Raw genomic sequence first — 15,360 nt, 5'->3', positions numbered from 1 at the left:
CCCACGCACAACGGCGACCGAAAGTGCAAGATCGACGGGTGCCGGGTGCCGGGTGCCGGGTGCCGGGTGCCGGGTGCCGGGCGGGGACGTCGGTCAGATCAGGCGGAGTTGGCGGTCCTTGGGGCGGCGGGGTTCGGCTTCGCCGAAGCGTTCGAAGAGGCCCGGGTCGATGGTGCCAAGGAACGGGGAGGGCGCGCAGTCGCGCTCGGTGCCGTGGCGGGTGCGACGGGCGGCGTGACTCACGTACAGCCGGTCCTGGGCCCGGGTCAGGCCGACGAAGAACAGCCGACGCTCCTCGGCGACGGCGTCCTCGTCAGGGGCCGAGCCCGGCCAGCGCAGCGGCAGCAGCCCATCCTCGACGCCGACCAGGAAGACCACCGGGAACTCCAGGCCCTTCGCGGCGTGCAGGGTGAGCAGCGTGACCGCCTCGGCGCGCGGGTCGAGCGCGTCCACCTCCGCGCCGGTGGCCAACTGCGACAGGAAGGTCTCCAGGTCGTCGCCGCAACGTCGGGCCAGCGGGGTCAGCAGGTCCACCGCCGAGCGGACGTCCTCGGGACGGACCGTGCCGCCCGCGCCGTCCAGGGTGGGCACTGCGAACCGCTCGGCGACCACCTGACCGGCCAGCCGCACCCGGGCGGCCAGCGAGCCGGCCAGACCGTCGGCGTGCCGTAGCTCGCGGGCGATGGCAGCCACCCCGGGCCGATCCCGCAGCCGGTCGTGGGAACGCTTCTGAACGGGGATGTTCGCCCGGGTCAGGGCGTCCACGATCGGGGCGGCCTGCGCGTCGGTGCGGTACAGCACGGCGATGTCGGAGAACGACAGCGAGGTGGACCGGCCGTCGATGCGACCCGAGTCCAGCGAGCGGTGCGACAGCCCACCGACCAGGTCGTCGACGGTACGCACCACGAAGTCGGCCTCCTCGGCCACCGACGCCGCCGGGTAGCGCCCGACCAGCGGGGCCTCCGGGTCGAGCCGGGCCGGGTCCAGTCGTCGGCCCCGGACCAGCGAGGACGGCGCGATGGCCTGCACGGCGGCGGCCAGGATCGGGGCCGACGAGCGGTAGTTGCGGTTGAGTCGGACCAGCCGGGCGTCGGTGAAGTCCTCGGAGAAACGCAGGAAGTAGCCGACGTCGGCACCCCGGAACGAGTAGATCGCCTGGTCCGGGTCGCCGATCGCGCAGAGGTTGCCGTCGGCCGGGCTGAGCAGCCGCAGCAGCTCGTACTGCACCTCGTCGACGTCCTGATACTCGTCGACGAAGATCCACCGCCAGCGGTCCCGGTACCGCTCGACCAACTTCCGGTCGGCCCGCAGCAGCTCCACCGGCAGGGTCACCAGTTCGTCCAGGTCGACCAGATCCTGCTTGCGGAGCAGCGAGGTGTAGGCGGCGCTGTCGTCGCCGGCCTCGGCGCGGGCTGCCGCCCGCTCGGCGTCGTCGGCGATCCGGAAGTCGACCGGAAGGCCTGCCGCGTCGGCGTTCTCCCGCAGGATGGTCAACCCCAGCGCGTGGAACGTACCCACTGTGACGTCCTCGGCGACCGGGCCGAGCAGGCCGTCGAGGCGGTGCCGCAGCTCCTCGGCGGCCCGGCGGGTGAACGTGATCGCCAGGCAGTGCTCGGGAAAGACGTTCAGCTCCGCGCAGAGGTACGCGATCCGGTGGGTGAGCGTCCTGGTCTTACCGGTGCCCGGGCCGGCCACGATGAGCAGCGGGCCGCCGGGTGCGGAGGCGGCCACCCGCTGCATGGCGTCCAGTCGGTCCAGCAGGCCGGTGCCGACCTCCTCCATGCCGGAGAGCATCGGCTCGAACGGCTCGTGCGGAGACGGCGGCGACGCGATCGGCGGCGCGGGTGCCGGGGTCGGCTTCCGCTTCGGCTCCGCCTTCGCCGCCGGGCGCTTGGCCGCGACCCGGGGAGCCGACTCCGCAGGCCGTCGCTGCGCCGGCACCGGTACGTCGAACAGTGTCTCCTGCGCGCCCAGCTCGGCCCTGTCGAAGAGCGTGATCACGCCGTACTCGCCGTCGTAACCGGGCACCCGGCGCACGTCGCCGCGCCGCAGCCGCCCGATGCCCTCGGCGAGCAGCTCACCACCGGCCTGCGCGATGTCGCTCAGCGGCGTGGTGGTCAGGATCTCCAGCTCCGGGCCGAGTGCGGCCAGCAGCTCGTTGAACCGCCCCTCGACCTTCTTCGACCGGGCACCCACCTTGTTGATCTCGCCGAGGATCTCGGCGAGCGGCACCAGGTGGGTGACGTCCCGCGCGTGCGCCGGCCGGTGCCCGTCCGGGCGGTCCGCCAGCTCCTCGATCCGGCTGAGGACACCCACGGTGAGGGGTTTGCCGCACTCGGGGCAGCGCCCGCCGGCGGCCCGGGTGCGCTCCGGAGACCAGTTGATCCCACACAGCCGGTGCCCGTCCGCGTGGTACTTGCCCTCCTCCGGGAAGAACTCGATCGTCCCGGCAAGGCCGTCACCGGTACGCAGCGCCTCCCGAACGGCGAAGTAGTTCCGTTCGGTGGTCAGCACTGTCGCCTCCCGACCGAGCGCCGGCGGCGAGTGCGCGTCCGAGTTGGACACCAGTTGGTAGCCGTCCAGGCTGCCGACCCGCCAGTTCATCGCGGGGTCGGAGGAGAGCCCGGTCTCCACGGCGAAGATGTGCTCGGCCAGGTCGGCGTAGCAGTCCGCGATCGCGTCGAAGCCGGACTTCGAGCCCAGCGCGGAGAACCAGGGCGTCCAGATGTGCGCGGGCACCAGGTAGCCGTCCGGGCTGGCCTCCAGGGTGATCTCCAGCAGGTCGCGGGAGTCCAGTCCGAGGATCGGTCGGCCGTCAGATCCGAGGTTGCCGATCCGGCCGAGCGCGGTGTTGAACCGGGCCACCGCGTCCAGGTCCGGTAGGTAGATCAGGTGGTGCACCTTGCGGGTCCGGTCGTCCCGCTTGTAGATGGTGGAGATCTCCACGCTCAGCATGAAGCGGACCGGGTCCGCCTCCGCCGTCCCGGCGAGCCGGGGTGGCAGCCGCCGGGCGATGTCCCGTTCCGCCTCCGGGTCGAGCCGGTAGAGCCCTGGCTCGGCCGGGCGCAGCGTCTCCCGCAGGTGGTCGTACCAGGCGGGGTGGGTGAAGTCGCCGGTGCCGAGCAGGCCGATGCCCTTACGCCGAGCCCACCACGCGAGGTTCGGCAGGGTGAGGTCACGGCTGCACGCGCGCGAGTACTTCGAGTGGATGTGCAGGTCCGCGACGAATGGCGGTAGGCCACCGGGGGGTACGGCGCTGAACGGGGGCACGCCGCATCCTGTCACGCCCGCCGCGCCGGCCACCCGCCGCCACGCGCGGACGTGACCTCCGCTATGCCGAGCGCAGCTCGACCAGACTGATCTGCGGCTCCGCCCCGACCCGGACCGGAGGCCCCCAGAAACCGGCGCCGTTTGTCACGTAGACCTTGGTGCCGTCGACCTCGCCGAGCCCGCTGACCACCGGCTGCTCCAGCCCGACGGCCAGGTTGAACGGCACCATCTGCCCGCCGTGGGTGTGCCCGGACAGTTGCAGGTCGACGCCGTAGCGGGCCGCCTCCTTGGCCGCCAGCGGCTGGTGCGCGAGCAGGACCACGGGGCGGCTCGGGTCGCGGTCACCGAGGGCGGCGGCGAAGTCCGGCCCGGCGGCGAGGCCGGTGCCCACCGCGGTGAGGTCGTTCACCCCGGCCAGGTCGAGCACACCGCCCCGGGCCTGGATCTCCTGCCGCCGGTTCTGCAGCACCCGCAGACCGAGCCGGTCGACCTCCTGGACCCACTCCTCCACGCCGGAGTAGTACTCGTGGTTGCCGGTGACGAAGAAGCTGCCGTAGCGGGAGCGCAGGTCGCGCAGGGGCGCGGCGGCCGAGCCGAGTTCGGCCACGGACCCGTCGACCAGGTCACCGACGACAGCGACGATGTCCGCGTCGAGCCGGTTGATCGCGGCGACGATCCGCTCGGTGTGCGCCCGGCCGCGCAGCGGGCCGAGGTGGATGTCGGAGACGGTGGCGATGCGCAGGCCGTCCATGCTGCGGGGGAGCTTGGCGAGCGGAATCCGTACCCGGTCGAGGTGGGGCGGGCCGAGCGCCGTGCGGATGCCGTACCCGGTGACGCCGGTGGCGGTGAGGCCGGCGAAGATGGCCGCCCCACGGGCCAGCAGCAACCGACGGGACGGGTCGTGGTCCGGTGCCGCGACAGCACCGGCGGCCGGCGGCTCGGTCGGCCCGGCGGCACCGACCAGCACCGGCTCGGGGGCGGCGGTGGTCGGCTCCGCGGCAACCACCCGGCGGCGCAGCACCAGCCGGGCTACCAGCATCGGGACTTCCAGCACGACCAGTACGACAAGCAGGTAGAACATCAGCGCGAGCCACAGGTAGCCCGGCCAGGCGAGCCAGTAGAGCCCGGCCTGCGTCCCGGCGAGGGTGACCGGAACGAGCAGGGCCAGCACCAGAGCGGCGATCCCGCCGATCCGTCGCCAGCGGCCCGGCGTGGTGGTGTCCCGAACGAGCCGCTTCCACAGGTAGAGGTGGATGAGACCGGTGACCAGCGCCAGGACAGCCACGAACCCCAGAACCGCCATCATGTGTGCGCCTCCCTCAGCCGCCCGCGAACGGGGGCAGGACATCGATCGTCGCCCCGGCCGGTAGGGGTGCCTGACGATCATGACAGGTGACGCCGTTCACGAGGAAACTCGCCACCCGCAGCACGGCGGCGAGTCGGTCGCCGTGGCGCTGGGTCAGCTCGGCCGTGAGGTCGTCGAGTGACCGCCCGGCGGGGACGGCCTCCTCGGTGCGGCCGACGGCGGCGCGGGCACCTGCGAAGTAGCGGACGGTCAGCGGTGTCCCCTCCACGCTCAGCCTCCGATCGCGGACATGGGGCGGGTCGGCTGGAGGAAGGTGGGATCGTCGATGCCGTGCCCGGCGCGCTTGCCCCACATCGCGGTACGCCAGCGCCGGGCCAACTCGTCGTCGTCCGCGCCGCCGCGCAGCGCAGCGCGCAGATCCGACTCTTCGGTGGCGAAGAGGCAGGCGCGGACCTGGCCGTCGGCGGTCAACCGGGTGCGGTCGCAGTCCCCGCAGAAGGGGCGGGTGACGCTGGCGATCACACCGACCCGGGCGGGGCCGCCGTCGACCAGCCAGGTCTCCGCCGGTGCCGCGCCACGCTCCGCCGGGTCGGGGCTGAGAGCGAACACGGTACGCAGGGACGCCAGGATCTCCTCGGCGGTGACCATTGTGTCGCGGGCCCAACCGTGCTGGGCGTCCAACGGCATCTGCTCGATGATCCGCAGCTGGTAGTCGTGATCGAGGGCGAAGCGGAGCAGCGCCGGCGCCTCGTCCTCGTTGACACCACGCATCAGCACTGAATTGATCTTCACGGGGCTGAGCCCGGCGGCCGCCGCCCCGGCGAGCCCGGCCAGCACCGCGTCGAGGCGGGGGCGGCGGGTGAGCTTGGTGAACCGGTCCGGGTCCAGGGTGTCCAGTGAGACGTTCACCCGATCCAGGCCGGCCGCCCGCAACGCCGGGGCCAGCCGGTCCAGGCCGATGCCGTTGGTGGTCAGCGAGACCCGGGGGCGCGGTGCGAGGGCGGCGACCTCGGTCACGATGTCGACCAGCCCGGCTCGGATCAGCGGTTCACCGCCGGTGAATCGCACCTCGGTCACGCCGAGCAGCTCGACAGCCACCCGGACCAGCCGGACGATCTCCTCGTCGGTCAGCAGCTCGGGGCCGGCCAGCCAGGGCAGACCTTCCGCCGGCATGCAGTAGGTGCAGCGCAGGTTGCACTTGTCGGTGAGGGACACGCGCAGGTCCCGGGCGACGCGGCCATACCGGTCGACGAGGACGCCGTCGGTCCCCGGGGCGGCGCTCACCTGTCGACCGTAGCGCGCTCGGCCCGGCCCAGGACGGCACGGGCGGTCTGGACGACCACATCTCGGTAACTGGCACCGAAGAGTGCGGTGTGCACGAGCAGCAGATGCAGCTGATGCACTGGCACGCGGTCACGCCAGCCGTCCGGCAGCGGCCAACTCTCCTCGTAGGCGGCCAGCACCCGATCCAGGTGGGGGATGCCGCCGAAGAGCGCGAGCTGGGCGAGATCCGTTTCCCGGTGCCCACCGTGCGCGGCCGGGTCGATGAGCCAGGCGCGGTCGTCGACCCCCCACAGCACGTTGCCCGGCCACAGGTCGCCGTGGATGCGCGCGGGCGGCTCGTCGCCGCCGAGCCCGTCGAGGCGACCGATCACCTGCTCGACCAGAGCGGCATCGGCGCTGGTCAGCGCGCCACCGTCGACCGAGCGTCGTAGGTAGGGGACGAGGCGGCGCTCGGCGAACCAGGTCGACCAGCGCCCGTCGGTGAGGGTGTTGTCCGCAGGGAGCGAGCCGATGAACCCGGGCCAGCTGGCACCGAAGGCGGTCGCGCCCGCCCGGTGCAGCCCGGCCAACTCCCGGCCGAAGCGCTCCGCGGCCTCCGGCGTCGGTTCGCCGGGCTCCACCCAGTCGAGCGCCAGCAGCTCCGGCAACACCACGATCACCTCGGGTACGCCGACAGTGCCCGCTTCCCGCAGCCAGCGCAGGCCGGCGGCCTCGGCGGCGAAGAAGCCCTCCGGCGCCGGTCGGTCGGCGCCCTCCGGCCAGGACTTGGCGAAGACGGAGTGGCCGTCGTCGAGGGTGAGCCGGGCGGCGGCGCAGATGTCGCCACCGGCCACCGGCGTCTCCCGGAGCCGCTGATGGGTCCGGAAGGTCGGGAGGTGTGCCGGATGCGCGCGCAGGTACGCCAGGTCCATCAGCGCACGGTAACCGCTCCTTACGACAGCCAGGTGTCGCCCGACGACATCGGCACTCTTTCCGCACTCGTAGGTGTGGCGTGAGCAGGGAAAACACGTTCAGTAACTGTGGATAAGTCGCGTGTCATCCACAGGGGTGGCAGGGCCAGATGCCCCCACCGCAGGCTTCCGACATGACCTCGACCGAACGCCCGCAGCTCGCCGTCCGCTCACCCGCCGACCTGATCGCCGCCGTGCCGTACCTCCTCGGGTTCCACCCCACCGACAGCGTGGTCGCCGTGGCGCTGGTCGGCCGGCAGATCATCTTCGCCGCCCGGGCGGACCTGCCCGACCCGACGGATACGGGCGGGCTGGCCGGGCATCTGGCCGGTGTGATCCGCCGGCAGGGCGCGGAGGCCGCCACAGTTGTGGGTTACGGGCAACCGGAGCGGGTCACCCCGGCGGTGGACGCGGTGCGCGACGCGCTGAACGACCTCGGGCTGCACGTGCTCGACGCGCTGCGGGTGACCGACGGCCGCTGGTGGTCCTATCTCTGCGCCGAGCCCGACTGCTGTCCACCCGAGGGCCGCCGCTACGACCCGACCGTCAATCGGGTGACCGCCTCGGCGGTCTTCGCCGGTCAGGTCGCACTCCCCGACCGGGCCGCCCTGGTGGCGCAGGTGGCGCCGGTGGACGGCCCGGCCCGGGACTCGGCCCGCGCGGCCACCGCCCGCGCCGAGGTGAGACTGGCCGAGTTGATCGAGCAGGCGCCCGAGAGTGACCTGCTCGGGGCGCGGGCGCTGCGCGCTGCCGGGGTGGCGGCGGTCCGCGAGGCCCAGCGCCGGCAGCGGCGTGGTGAGCGGCTCGACGACGACGAGGTGGCCTGGTTGAGCCTGCTGATGACCCACCTTCCGGTGCGCGATCACGCGTGGGAACGCACCGACGGCCGGGACCGGGACATCGCCCTCTGGACCGACGTGCTGCGCCGCGCCGAGCCGGAGGTTGCCGCCGCCCCCGGCGCGCTGCTGGCGTTCGCCGCCTGGCGCGCCGGACAGGGCGCGTTGGCGGCGGTCGCTCTCGAACGCACGCTCGACCTGCACCCCGACTACTCGCTCGCCCTGCTGCTGGACGACCTGCTCCGGCGCGGCGTGCCCCCGGCCGAACTGGACGGCTGGCCGTCGGTCGGGATGCCCGGGGTCATCCGCCCCCGCAAACGGAGTCGACGTGGCCGCCGCTGACCGACCCCGCCGCGCACGCGGTAATACCGACGGTGCCACCGGAATTGATACGCTGGCGAACATGACAGTGAAGCGCTCCGTGAGCCTCCCCGACGACGTCGCGGAATGGCTCGACCAGCAGCCCAACGTCTCGGCGGCCATCACTGCGGCGGTGCGGGCCCAGATGGACGGCACGCACCTTCATGAGGTGCTGCGGCGGGCCGGCATCGAGGTGACCGAGGCGGGTAGGGCGCGGTGGCGGGAGAGGCTGGCGACACCCATTCCGGCGGACGCCCTGGCCGAGGGGCGCCGGATGCTGGGCAGGGCCGGATGAGCGATGAGATCGCTGTCGTGTTCGACGCGTCGGCCTTGACGGCCTACCTCGAGGGCAACGTCTCGGTGGGGGAGTTGATGCTGGAGGTCGCCGACGAGGGTCGGCAGGTGGCCATTCCGGCGACCTGCCTGGCGGTTGCCTTCGCGAGCGTGGCCGACGAGATCGACGCCGCGTTACTGGGCGTGATGATGACCGCCCCGATGATCCGCCTGCTGCCGCTCGACGCCGAGGACGTGCGCGACACCGGCAAGCTGGCCCGCGCCGTGGACGGAGACATCTCGCTCGGCCATGCCGCCCGTGCTGCACTCACCCACGAGGCGCACTACGCGACCGTCCAACCCGAGGCGGCGGCGAAGGTCCTCCCCACCAGGTGGAGCATTCTCGACCTGGCGTGACGGGCGACCGGGCGAAGAAGCCGTCGACGCGCGGCGTCTCGACTCCGCTTCACGGATGTCGGGTTATCCCCGCTGGCGGGACACCCCGATATCAGCAAACCCGAGTCGATCATGGGTCAGTGCGTGCCGGGGCGAGACCTAGCCGACGGGGCCGATCTTCTTTGCCAGGCCGACGAAGCCCGCCCAGGCGGTCGGCTCGAAGGTCAGCGTGCCGCCGTCCCGGTCCTTGGTGTCGCGCACGAGCACGACACCGGGCAGGTTGTCGGCCACCTCGACGCAGTTGCCGCCGTTCGAGCTGCTGCGGGTGCTCTTGCGCCAGCGGGCGCCGGTCAGGTCATCCATGCTCGCGCTCTCATCAGGTCGATGGTCAGGTCTCGCGGTAGCGCTAACGACCTCACGCTATCCCAGACCGCCCAGAGTGGAGCAACCTCATTAGTGAGGCGTCCGGCCGCCTGGTCGTCGAGGTAGCCGACATCGCCGCCGTCCGGTGTGCTGGCGATGACGAACGGCCCGGCCTGGCCGGGGTGGAAACCGGCCGTCAGGGGGAGGACGTGGATCATCACGGCCGGCCGCTCGGCGAGCGCGATCAGATGGTCGAGCTGGGCGGCCATGATGTCGGGTCTTCCCCGACGCAGCGCGGCCTCGTCGATGACGAAGACACTCAACGGTGGCCGAGGCCGGTCGAACACGTCAGCCTGGCGGCGGAGGCGCGTCTCCACGTGGGCCTCCAGGTCGTCGTCGGCCCAGAGTCCGCTGCTCAACACGGCTCGCGCGTACGCCTCGGTCTGTAGGAGACCGGGGATAACCGCCGACTCGTAGTACCGGAGACCCACGGCCTCACGCTCGATATCCGTCCAGGGCCGGAACCACGCCGGCTCGCGCCGCTTGTACAGGTCGGGCCAGAGTTCGCCCTCGTCGCGGCCCAGGACCTCGGCGACCTTCGACCGGTGCCGAGTCTGCGGAATCCGTCCCGGGTTCGCCCACTTGGCCGCCGTCTTGGGATCAACCCCGATCTGGGCGGCGAGGCTGTCGGCGGTCAGGCCGGATTTCGACATCGCTTCAGCGACTGCGCGATTCATCCGTGTCCCCTCTAGTTCGTCCGAGACGTCCACAGGAGATATTGCTACGCAGTGTATTCGGCTGGCAACCCTTGGAAGTGTGCGTCTGAGACGGCGCGGCCGGCAGGGACTACCCGAGACCCGGCGGTCGCGTTCGTACCGGGGCCGCCTCGTGGGCGAGCACTCAGGGGCGGCCCCTCCCAACGACGAGGAGGAGACATGCCGGACAAGCCGGAGCCCACGACGCGGCGCGAACCAGTGCGGGCTGGCCGATGACCGACGACACGGAACACCCCCTGCTCAAGCCAGCCTGGCGCTGCCGCACCTGCGGGATCGCCTGGCCCTGCTCGGCCGCGAAACTGCGCCTGCTCGGCCGCTACCGCGGTCGACCCGACGAGCTGATCGAGCACCTGAAGGCACTGCAAGCCGAAGCAACCGAACACCTCACCGAGCTGTACGGCGGCAAGACTCCGGAGGGCCTGACCGAACGTTTCACCGGCTGGGTCAAGGCTCGATAGCCCCGCCGACTCCCGCCCCGGCGCTGATCCCTCGTCCCCCGAGGTCGATCGCCCGGGGCGGGTACCTCCGGCGTCGCCCTCCGTCGAAGGATGTACGCGTTGCTCCTGTCCACGGCCGACGCGGCAGGGCCAGCGCCGCCGGAGAATTGATCTCGTGGCTGTTCTCCGTGTTGGTACGACATGACCCCCGAGTTGCTGCTGTCGCTGGCCGGGCTGGCGTTGATCGACAGCACCAGCATCGGCACCCTCTTCATCCCGGTCTGGTTGCTGCTCGCCCCCGGGCCGGTCAACGTCCGGCGGATCCTGGGCTACCTCGCCACCATCGCGGCGTTCTACCTCGCTGTGGGGCTGCTGCTGGTCTGGGGCGGCAGCACGTTGGGCGACGCGCTGGGTGGCGCCCTGGACAACCGTGGTGTCCTCTGGGCGCAACTCGTCCTGGGCGTGGGGATGCTGGCGCTCAGCTTCCGCTACGACGGCAAGCGGCGTCCCCGTACCGGTGGTGTGTTGCGCTGGCGGGACCGGGCCACCGCCGGAGACTCCTCGGCCCGCTGGTTGGTCGGGCTGGCGCTGCTCGCGGCGCTCGCCGAGGTGGCGACCATGCTCCCGTACCTCGGTGCGGTGGGCCTGTTGGCCACCTCGGGGGTGGGAGCGGCCAGCGTGGTGGGGTTGCTCACCGGATACTGCCTGGTCATGGTGCTGCCGGCGGTGTTGTTGCTGGGTGCCCGGGTGGCCCGCCCGCGACTGGTCGAGCCGGTGCTGGCCCGCCTGAACACCTGGATCGTCACGAAGGCGGGCAGCGCGTTGGGCTGGATCCTCGGCATCGCCGGTTTCCTGATCGCCCGCGACGCCGCCGCACGGCTCTCCCTCTTCGACCTGATCGATCGGATCGGGCGATGACGGGCCGCTCGGGTCAGGCTGGCTGCTGCACAGTGATCCGGTGCGGCCCGGTGTAGACGTTCATGGTCCGCCCGCGCAGGAAGCCGACAAGTGTCATTCCCGCCTCGTCGGCCAGTTCGGCGGCGAGGGTGCTCGGGGCGGACACCGCGGCCAGCAGCGGCAACCCCGCCATCCACGCCTTCTGGGTCAGCTCGAAGCTGGCCCGCCCGGAGACGAGCAGCAGGTGCCCGGCGAGCGGCAGTCGTCGTTCCCGCACGGCCCAGCCGATCACCTTGTCCACGGCGTTGTGCCGGCCCACGTCCTCCCGGAGCACCACGAGCTCACCGTCGGGGGTGAACAGGCCGGCCGCGTGCAGCCCGCCGGTCCGGTCGAAGCCGCGCTGGGCGGCGCGCAACCGGTCGGGTAGTTCGGCGAGCAGCGCGGCCGGCACGCTGAGCGGGTCGGCCGCGACCGGGAAGAGCGACCGGGTGCGTACCGCGTCGATGCTGGCCTTGCCGCAGACCCCGCAGGAACTGGTCGTGTAGAAGTTCCGGGACGGGTCGGTGGTCGGTTCCGGTACGCCGGGGGCGAGCACCACGTCCACCACGTTGTACGTGTTCGGTGTCTCCGCGCCGGCGCAGAGCTGCGCGGTCAGCACGTCGTCGGTCGACCTGATCAGCCCTTCGGTCAACAGGAACCCGATGGCCAGGTCCAGGTCGTCGCCGGGGGTGCGCATGGTGACGGCGAGCGGCCGGCGTTTGCCGGGGCCGGCCGCGCCGACCCGGATCTCCAGCGGCTCCTCCACGGCGAGCGTGTCCGGCCGGCGGACCGAACCGCGCCCGGCGGTCGCCGCGTCCAGGTCGATCCGGAGTACGCCCCGTCGATCAGTTGCCCGTCCCATCCCGCCATCCTCCACCCCACCCCGACCCCACCCGCCCTCAACCCCGCGCGTTGATCATGAGGTTGTCCGCGCGTGTCGTCGGCGTGTCGAGCGACAACTTCATGATCACCAGGGCGAGGGGTCGGGCTGGCAGGGTCGGCGCGACCGAGCGGCGGCACGGCTACGGTGGCCGGATGGGGACGTACGCCGCCGTGGTGCTCGCGGGTGGGGCCGCCCGACGGATGGGCGGGGTCGACAAGCCCGCGCTTCCGGTCGGCGGCCGGCCGATGCGTGACCGGGTGCTGACCGCCGTCACCGATGCGACGCCGCGGGTGCTGGTCGGCGCGGCCGACGCCGTGCCAGCGGGTGTGCTTGTCGTCCGGGAGGACCCGCCCGGCGGGGGCCCGGTCGCCGCGGCGGCGGCCGGCCTGGCACTGCTGGATCCCGACGCCGGCCTGGTCGCGCTGCTCGCCGCCGACCTGCCGCTGCTCACCCGGGCGGCGATCGGCGACCTGCTGAACCACCTCGACGAGGAGAACGTCGACACCGAACCGGCGGGTGGCGGCTCTGCTCCGGCATCGCCAGCCCACAGCGGCCTCGCTCCGGCCCACGGTGGCTTTGCATCGCCGGCCCGCAGCGGCCCCGGCGACGGCGAGCGGAGACCTGACGGGGTGTGTTTCGTGGACGGGGACGGGCGGCGGCAGTCGCTCTGCGGTGTCTGGCGGGTCGCCGCGCTGCGGGCGGCTGTGGACCGGCTGACTGTCGAGCGGGGTGGCAGTCTGGCCGGAGCCCCGGTCCGGGCGCTGCTGGCCGGTCTCGTCGTACGGGAGGTGGCCTGGTCCGGCGAGGGCCCGCCGCCGTGGTTCGACTGCGACACTGACGAGGACGTACGCCGGGCGGAGGAGTGGGCGCGATGACGGTGATGGACGACTGGGTCACGGCGGTCTGCGCCGAGTTGGACCTGGACCCGGCCGCGGTGCCGGTGCCGGCGGTGCTGGACCTGGCCCGGGACGTCGCCCACCAGGTGCTGCGTCCGGGTGCACCGGTCACCGCGTACCTGATGGGGTTGGCGGTTGGCCGGGGCGCGGAGCCGGCGGACGCTGCGGCGCGGCTCAGCGCGCTGGCGGGCGCCTGGCCGGTCGGGTTGGACGCCGAGCCTGCGGACCCCACGGCCCTCTGACCGCCGCTGTCCGATCCCGGTCCGGGCTGATTCGACCTCCGGGCGGCGTGGGTAGGGTGATCGTGACGGACGGAGGCGATCATGACGGCTGACCACCCCTCGGCGCCGCACGGTGAGCTGCCCGGCGCTTCGACTGAGCCGGCGGAATCGATCCTGCTCGACGAGCCCAGCACCACCGACCTGCGGGCGAAGGTGACCGAGGCGTGGCGGGAGTTCGCCCGGGCGCTCGCCGTACGGCTGCGGGAACTTCCCGTCGGCGCGCACCTCGACGTGACACTGGACCCCACGGCCTCCGGCACCGGGGACGCCGTCTACTCGATAAGCGTCGACGTGGACGCGGACCGGGTGTTGTCCGCCCGCGCGGTCGGGAACGCAGCCCTGCCGGCGGGCTACCGGCTGGACCGGGGTGCGGTGGCGGACATGGTCGCGCTCGGTTGGTCTCCGCCCGGGGTGGTCGCCGGCTCCGGCGGTTCCTTCGGGCTGAACGCCACGACGGCCGAGTCGACCCAGGTCGCCACGCTGCTCTCCCGCACGCTGCGGGACGTCTACGGTGCTCCGCACCCGGCGTTCCTCGTCTACCTGGTGCACGACGCCGAGGGCGAGCCGCTGGCCGTGGAGCCGCTGGGCACCGCGCGCAGCGAGTTCGGTCCGGACGCCGACGTCGAGGCGGACCTTGAGGAGGCGTTGGCCGAGGCGGCCGCCGCGCAGGTCGAGCGGGACGACGTGCTCGACCTGGCAGACCGGGTCCGTACCGTGGTCTCCACGATGTTGAAGTCGGACACCGACCGGTTGCAGATCGACTCGGACGGCGACATCACCATCCGCGCCGGCTCGGCGATGGTCTTCGTTCGGGTGCGGGACAACCCGCCACTGGTGGACGTCTTCTCCCCGGTGCTCACCGAGGTGGAGCCGACCGAGCGGCTCTACGTGAAGCTCTCCGAACTGACGAACCGGATGCCGATCGGTCGCCTCTACTGCGCCGACGACACGGTCTGGGCGTCCATTCCGGTGTTCGGTCGCAACTTCCAGGCGACCCATCTGATGCTGGCGGTGCAGGTGATGACCGGCCTCGCCGACGAGTTGGACGACCGTCTGCACGGCGAGTTCGGCGGCAAGCGGTTCTTCGGTGAGGGTGACAAGCCGGTCCGACGCGACGAGTCGGAGCACCGCACCGGCATGTATCTCTGAGACTCGGTCAGGCCACGTCCAGCAGGGTCTTGCCGACCGTCGCGCGCGCCTCGATGGCGGCGTGCGCGTCGGCGGCGCGTTCCAGCGGGAAACGTTGGCCGATGAGCGGTCGGAGGCGGCCGGCCGCCGCGTCCGCCAGGGCCTGTTCGGTGTACGCCCGCAGCCGGGCGGGTGGCACGTCCGGGCGGATCACTGTGACCTGCCGTGCCGTGGCGGCCTCCGCCGACACCGGGGCCCACTCGCCGCTCGCCAACCCGAAGCTGACCATCCGGCCGCCCGGGGAGAGCAGGTCGAAGGCGGCCCGGGCCACCGGACCGCCGACCCCGTCGAGCACCACGTCGACCCCGCCGACCGCCGCGCGGACCTGCTCGGCCCACTCGGGCAGCAGGTAGTCGACGGCCAGCTCGGCGCCCAGGCCGGGTAGCAGGTCCACCTTGCGTCGCCCACCGGCCGCGCCGATCACCTGGGCTCCGGCCCGGGTCGCGAGCTGCACCAACAGGCTGCCCACACCGCCGGCCGCGGCTTCCACCAGCACCCGGTCGCCTGGGCGGACGCCGACCGCCTCGATCAGCATGGTGGCGGTCCGTCCGTCGGCCAGCAGCGCGACCGCCGCGTCCAGCGCAAGCCCGGCCGGCACCGCGATCGGCGCGGACGCGTCCACGGCCGCGCGTTCGGCGTAACCGCCGGAACCTCCGGTGGCGCTGACCACCCGTCGCCCGGTCAACGCCGGGTCGACGTCCGACCCGACTGCCGTGATCACCCCGCCGACGCCGTTGCCGGGGATCAGCGGTGGGGTGAGGCGGAACGGGCCGGGGCGACCGGCGCGCAGTTGCGTCTCGATGAAGGTGATGTTCGCGTGCACGACGTCGATCAGCACCTGGCCGGGGCCGGGCACCGGGTCGGGTGCGGGGCCGGCCACCAGCACCTCGGGTCCGCCGAACTCCCGTAACCAGATCGCCCGCAT

The 15,360-nt window shown here is 72.6% G+C and carries 17 protein-coding genes; 8 read left to right on the top strand and 9 right to left on the bottom strand.

Annotated features, from left to right (window positions below; translation table 11 throughout):
* Window positions 1-93: 93 nt before the first annotated feature.
* The 5 genes from IW249_RS08995 to IW249_RS08975 form a co-directional block, all read right to left on the bottom strand.
* On the bottom strand, window positions 94-3,270 hold the full coding sequence (locus tag IW249_RS08995) for a UvrD-helicase domain-containing protein (protein WP_196920317.1): 3,177 nt from the start codon (window positions 3,268-3,270) through the stop codon (window positions 94-96).
* 61 nt (window positions 3,271-3,331) lie between these two features.
* Window positions 3,332-4,576 (bottom strand): metallophosphoesterase, encoded by a 1,245-nt coding sequence (locus IW249_RS08990; RefSeq protein WP_196920316.1) that lies wholly within the window; start codon window positions 4,574-4,576, stop codon window positions 3,332-3,334.
* A 13-nt stretch (window positions 4,577-4,589) separates the two neighbouring features.
* Complete coding sequence (locus IW249_RS08985; protein WP_196920315.1) at window positions 4,590-4,844, bottom strand: MoaD/ThiS family protein; 255 nt, start codon at window positions 4,842-4,844, stop codon at window positions 4,590-4,592.
* Between the two features lie 2 nt (window positions 4,845-4,846).
* Window positions 4,847-5,860, bottom strand: a complete 1,014-nt coding sequence (gene moaA, locus IW249_RS08980; RefSeq protein ID WP_196920314.1) for a GTP 3',8-cyclase MoaA — start codon at window positions 5,858-5,860, stop codon at window positions 4,847-4,849.
* A complete protein-coding gene (locus IW249_RS08975; RefSeq protein WP_196920313.1) occupies window positions 5,857-6,771 on the bottom strand; it encodes a fructosamine kinase family protein in 915 nt (304 codons plus the stop codon). The genes moaA and IW249_RS08975 overlap by 4 nt, the downstream gene beginning before the upstream one ends.
* A 173-nt stretch (window positions 6,772-6,944) precedes the next feature.
* On the opposite strand from IW249_RS08975, the gene IW249_RS08970 reads away from it, so the two are divergent.
* The 3 genes from IW249_RS08970 to IW249_RS08960 all read left to right on the top strand — a co-directional run bounded on the left by IW249_RS08970 (window position 6,945) and on the right by IW249_RS08960 (window position 8,696).
* Window positions 6,945-7,988, top strand: a complete 1,044-nt coding sequence (locus IW249_RS08970; RefSeq protein ID WP_196920312.1) for a DUF4192 domain-containing protein — start codon at window positions 6,945-6,947, stop codon at window positions 7,986-7,988.
* Window positions 7,989-8,049: 61 nt separating this feature from the next.
* Window positions 8,050-8,301 carry a hypothetical protein gene (locus IW249_RS08965; RefSeq protein ID WP_091396709.1) on the top strand — a complete coding sequence of 84 codons (252 nt, stop codon included), beginning with the start codon at window positions 8,050-8,052 and terminating at the stop codon, window positions 8,299-8,301.
* Entirely contained in the window at window positions 8,298-8,696 is a 399-nt protein-coding gene (locus IW249_RS08960; protein WP_196920311.1) for a hypothetical protein, read from the top strand. Before IW249_RS08965 ends, IW249_RS08960 begins: the two co-directional genes overlap by 4 nt.
* Before the next feature lie 138 nt (window positions 8,697-8,834).
* Here the strand turns inward: IW249_RS08960 and IW249_RS08955 are convergent, their stop codons facing one another.
* Window positions 8,835-9,029: a DUF397 domain-containing protein gene (locus IW249_RS08955; RefSeq protein WP_196924706.1), complete on the bottom strand. Its 195-nt coding sequence runs from the start codon at window positions 9,027-9,029 to the stop codon at window positions 8,835-8,837.
* Entirely contained in the window at window positions 9,026-9,775 is a 750-nt protein-coding gene (locus tag IW249_RS08950) for a Scr1 family TA system antitoxin-like transcriptional regulator (RefSeq protein WP_196920310.1), read from the bottom strand. Before IW249_RS08950 ends, IW249_RS08955 begins: the two co-directional genes overlap by 4 nt.
* A 251-nt stretch (window positions 9,776-10,026) precedes the next feature.
* Between IW249_RS08950 and IW249_RS08945 the strand changes: the two genes are divergently transcribed.
* A complete protein-coding gene (locus IW249_RS08945; protein WP_196920309.1) occupies window positions 10,027-10,272 on the top strand; it encodes a flavin reductase in 246 nt (81 codons plus the stop codon).
* 180 nt (window positions 10,273-10,452) lie between these two features.
* Entirely contained in the window at window positions 10,453-11,169 is a 717-nt protein-coding gene (locus tag IW249_RS08940) for a GAP family protein (protein ID WP_196920308.1), read from the top strand.
* A gap of 13 nt (window positions 11,170-11,182) precedes the next feature.
* On the opposite strand, the gene fdhD is transcribed toward IW249_RS08940, so the two are convergent.
* A complete protein-coding gene (fdhD, locus tag IW249_RS08935; RefSeq protein ID WP_196920307.1) occupies window positions 11,183-12,049 on the bottom strand; it encodes a formate dehydrogenase accessory sulfurtransferase FdhD in 867 nt (288 codons plus the stop codon).
* Between the two features lie 101 nt (window positions 12,050-12,150).
* Here fdhD and IW249_RS08930 point away from each other — a divergent pair, with 101 nt between their 5' ends.
* The 3 genes from IW249_RS08930 (at window position 12,151) to IW249_RS08920 (ending at window position 14,396) form a co-directional block, all read left to right on the top strand.
* Window positions 12,151-12,945 carry an NTP transferase domain-containing protein gene (locus IW249_RS08930; RefSeq protein WP_372433033.1) on the top strand — a complete coding sequence of 265 codons (795 nt, stop codon included), beginning with the start codon at window positions 12,151-12,153 and terminating at the stop codon, window positions 12,943-12,945.
* Window positions 12,942-13,208: a DUF6457 domain-containing protein gene (locus IW249_RS08925; protein WP_196920305.1), complete on the top strand. Its 267-nt coding sequence runs from the start codon at window positions 12,942-12,944 to the stop codon at window positions 13,206-13,208. The genes IW249_RS08930 and IW249_RS08925 overlap by 4 nt, the downstream gene beginning before the upstream one ends.
* Before the next feature lie 81 nt (window positions 13,209-13,289).
* On the top strand, window positions 13,290-14,396 hold the full coding sequence (locus IW249_RS08920; protein ID WP_196920304.1) for a T3SS (YopN, CesT) and YbjN peptide-binding chaperone 1: 1,107 nt from the start codon (window positions 13,290-13,292) through the stop codon (window positions 14,394-14,396).
* A gap of 7 nt (window positions 14,397-14,403) precedes the next feature.
* Here IW249_RS08920 and IW249_RS08915 read toward each other — a convergent pair whose 3' ends face one another.
* Window positions 14,404-15,360, bottom strand: coding sequence for a zinc-binding dehydrogenase (locus IW249_RS08915; protein ID WP_196920303.1), 957 nt, complete (start codon window positions 15,358-15,360; stop codon window positions 14,404-14,406).

Source organism: Micromonospora vinacea (genome assembly GCF_015751785.1).
In the GTDB taxonomy this organism is placed as follows: Bacteria; Actinomycetota; Actinomycetes; order Mycobacteriales; family Micromonosporaceae; genus Micromonospora; species Micromonospora vinacea.
The sequence above is the reverse complement of the archived record's forward strand: the minus strand, read 5'-3'. Positions and strand labels throughout refer to the sequence as shown.

Bases quoted from the DNA above. Each gene is read 5' to 3' on its own strand.
- IW249_RS08990 (WP_196920316.1), bottom strand. From the start codon at position 4,576: ATGATGGCGGTTCTGGGGTTCGTGGCTGTCCTGGCGCTGGTCACCGGT.
- IW249_RS08975 (WP_196920313.1), bottom strand. From the start codon at position 6,771: ATGGACCTGGCGTACCTGCGCGCGCATCCGGCACACCTCCCGACCTTC.
- IW249_RS08970 (WP_196920312.1), top strand. From the start codon at position 6,945: ATGACCTCGACCGAACGCCCGCAGCTCGCCGTCCGCTCACCCGCCGAC.
- IW249_RS08965 (WP_091396709.1), top strand. From the start codon at position 8,050: ATGACAGTGAAGCGCTCCGTGAGCCTCCCCGACGACGTCGCGGAATGG.
- IW249_RS08960 (WP_196920311.1), top strand. From the start codon at position 8,298: ATGAGCGATGAGATCGCTGTCGTGTTCGACGCGTCGGCCTTGACGGCC.
- IW249_RS08950 (WP_196920310.1), bottom strand. From the start codon at position 9,775: ATGAATCGCGCAGTCGCTGAAGCGATGTCGAAATCCGGCCTGACCGCC.
- IW249_RS08945 (WP_196920309.1), top strand. From the start codon at position 10,027: ATGACCGACGACACGGAACACCCCCTGCTCAAGCCAGCCTGGCGCTGC.
- IW249_RS08940 (WP_196920308.1), top strand. From the start codon at position 10,453: ATGACCCCCGAGTTGCTGCTGTCGCTGGCCGGGCTGGCGTTGATCGAC.
- fdhD (WP_196920307.1), bottom strand. From the start codon at position 12,049: ATGGGACGGGCAACTGATCGACGGGGCGTACTCCGGATCGACCTGGAC.
- IW249_RS08930 (WP_372433033.1), top strand. From the start codon at position 12,151: ATGATCACCAGGGCGAGGGGTCGGGCTGGCAGGGTCGGCGCGACCGAG.
- IW249_RS08925 (WP_196920305.1), top strand. From the start codon at position 12,942: ATGACGGTGATGGACGACTGGGTCACGGCGGTCTGCGCCGAGTTGGAC.
- IW249_RS08920 (WP_196920304.1), top strand. From the start codon at position 13,290: ATGACGGCTGACCACCCCTCGGCGCCGCACGGTGAGCTGCCCGGCGCT.
- IW249_RS08915 (WP_196920303.1), bottom strand. From the start codon at position 15,360: ATGCGGGCGATCTGGTTACGGGAGTTCGGCGGACCCGAGGTGCTGGTG.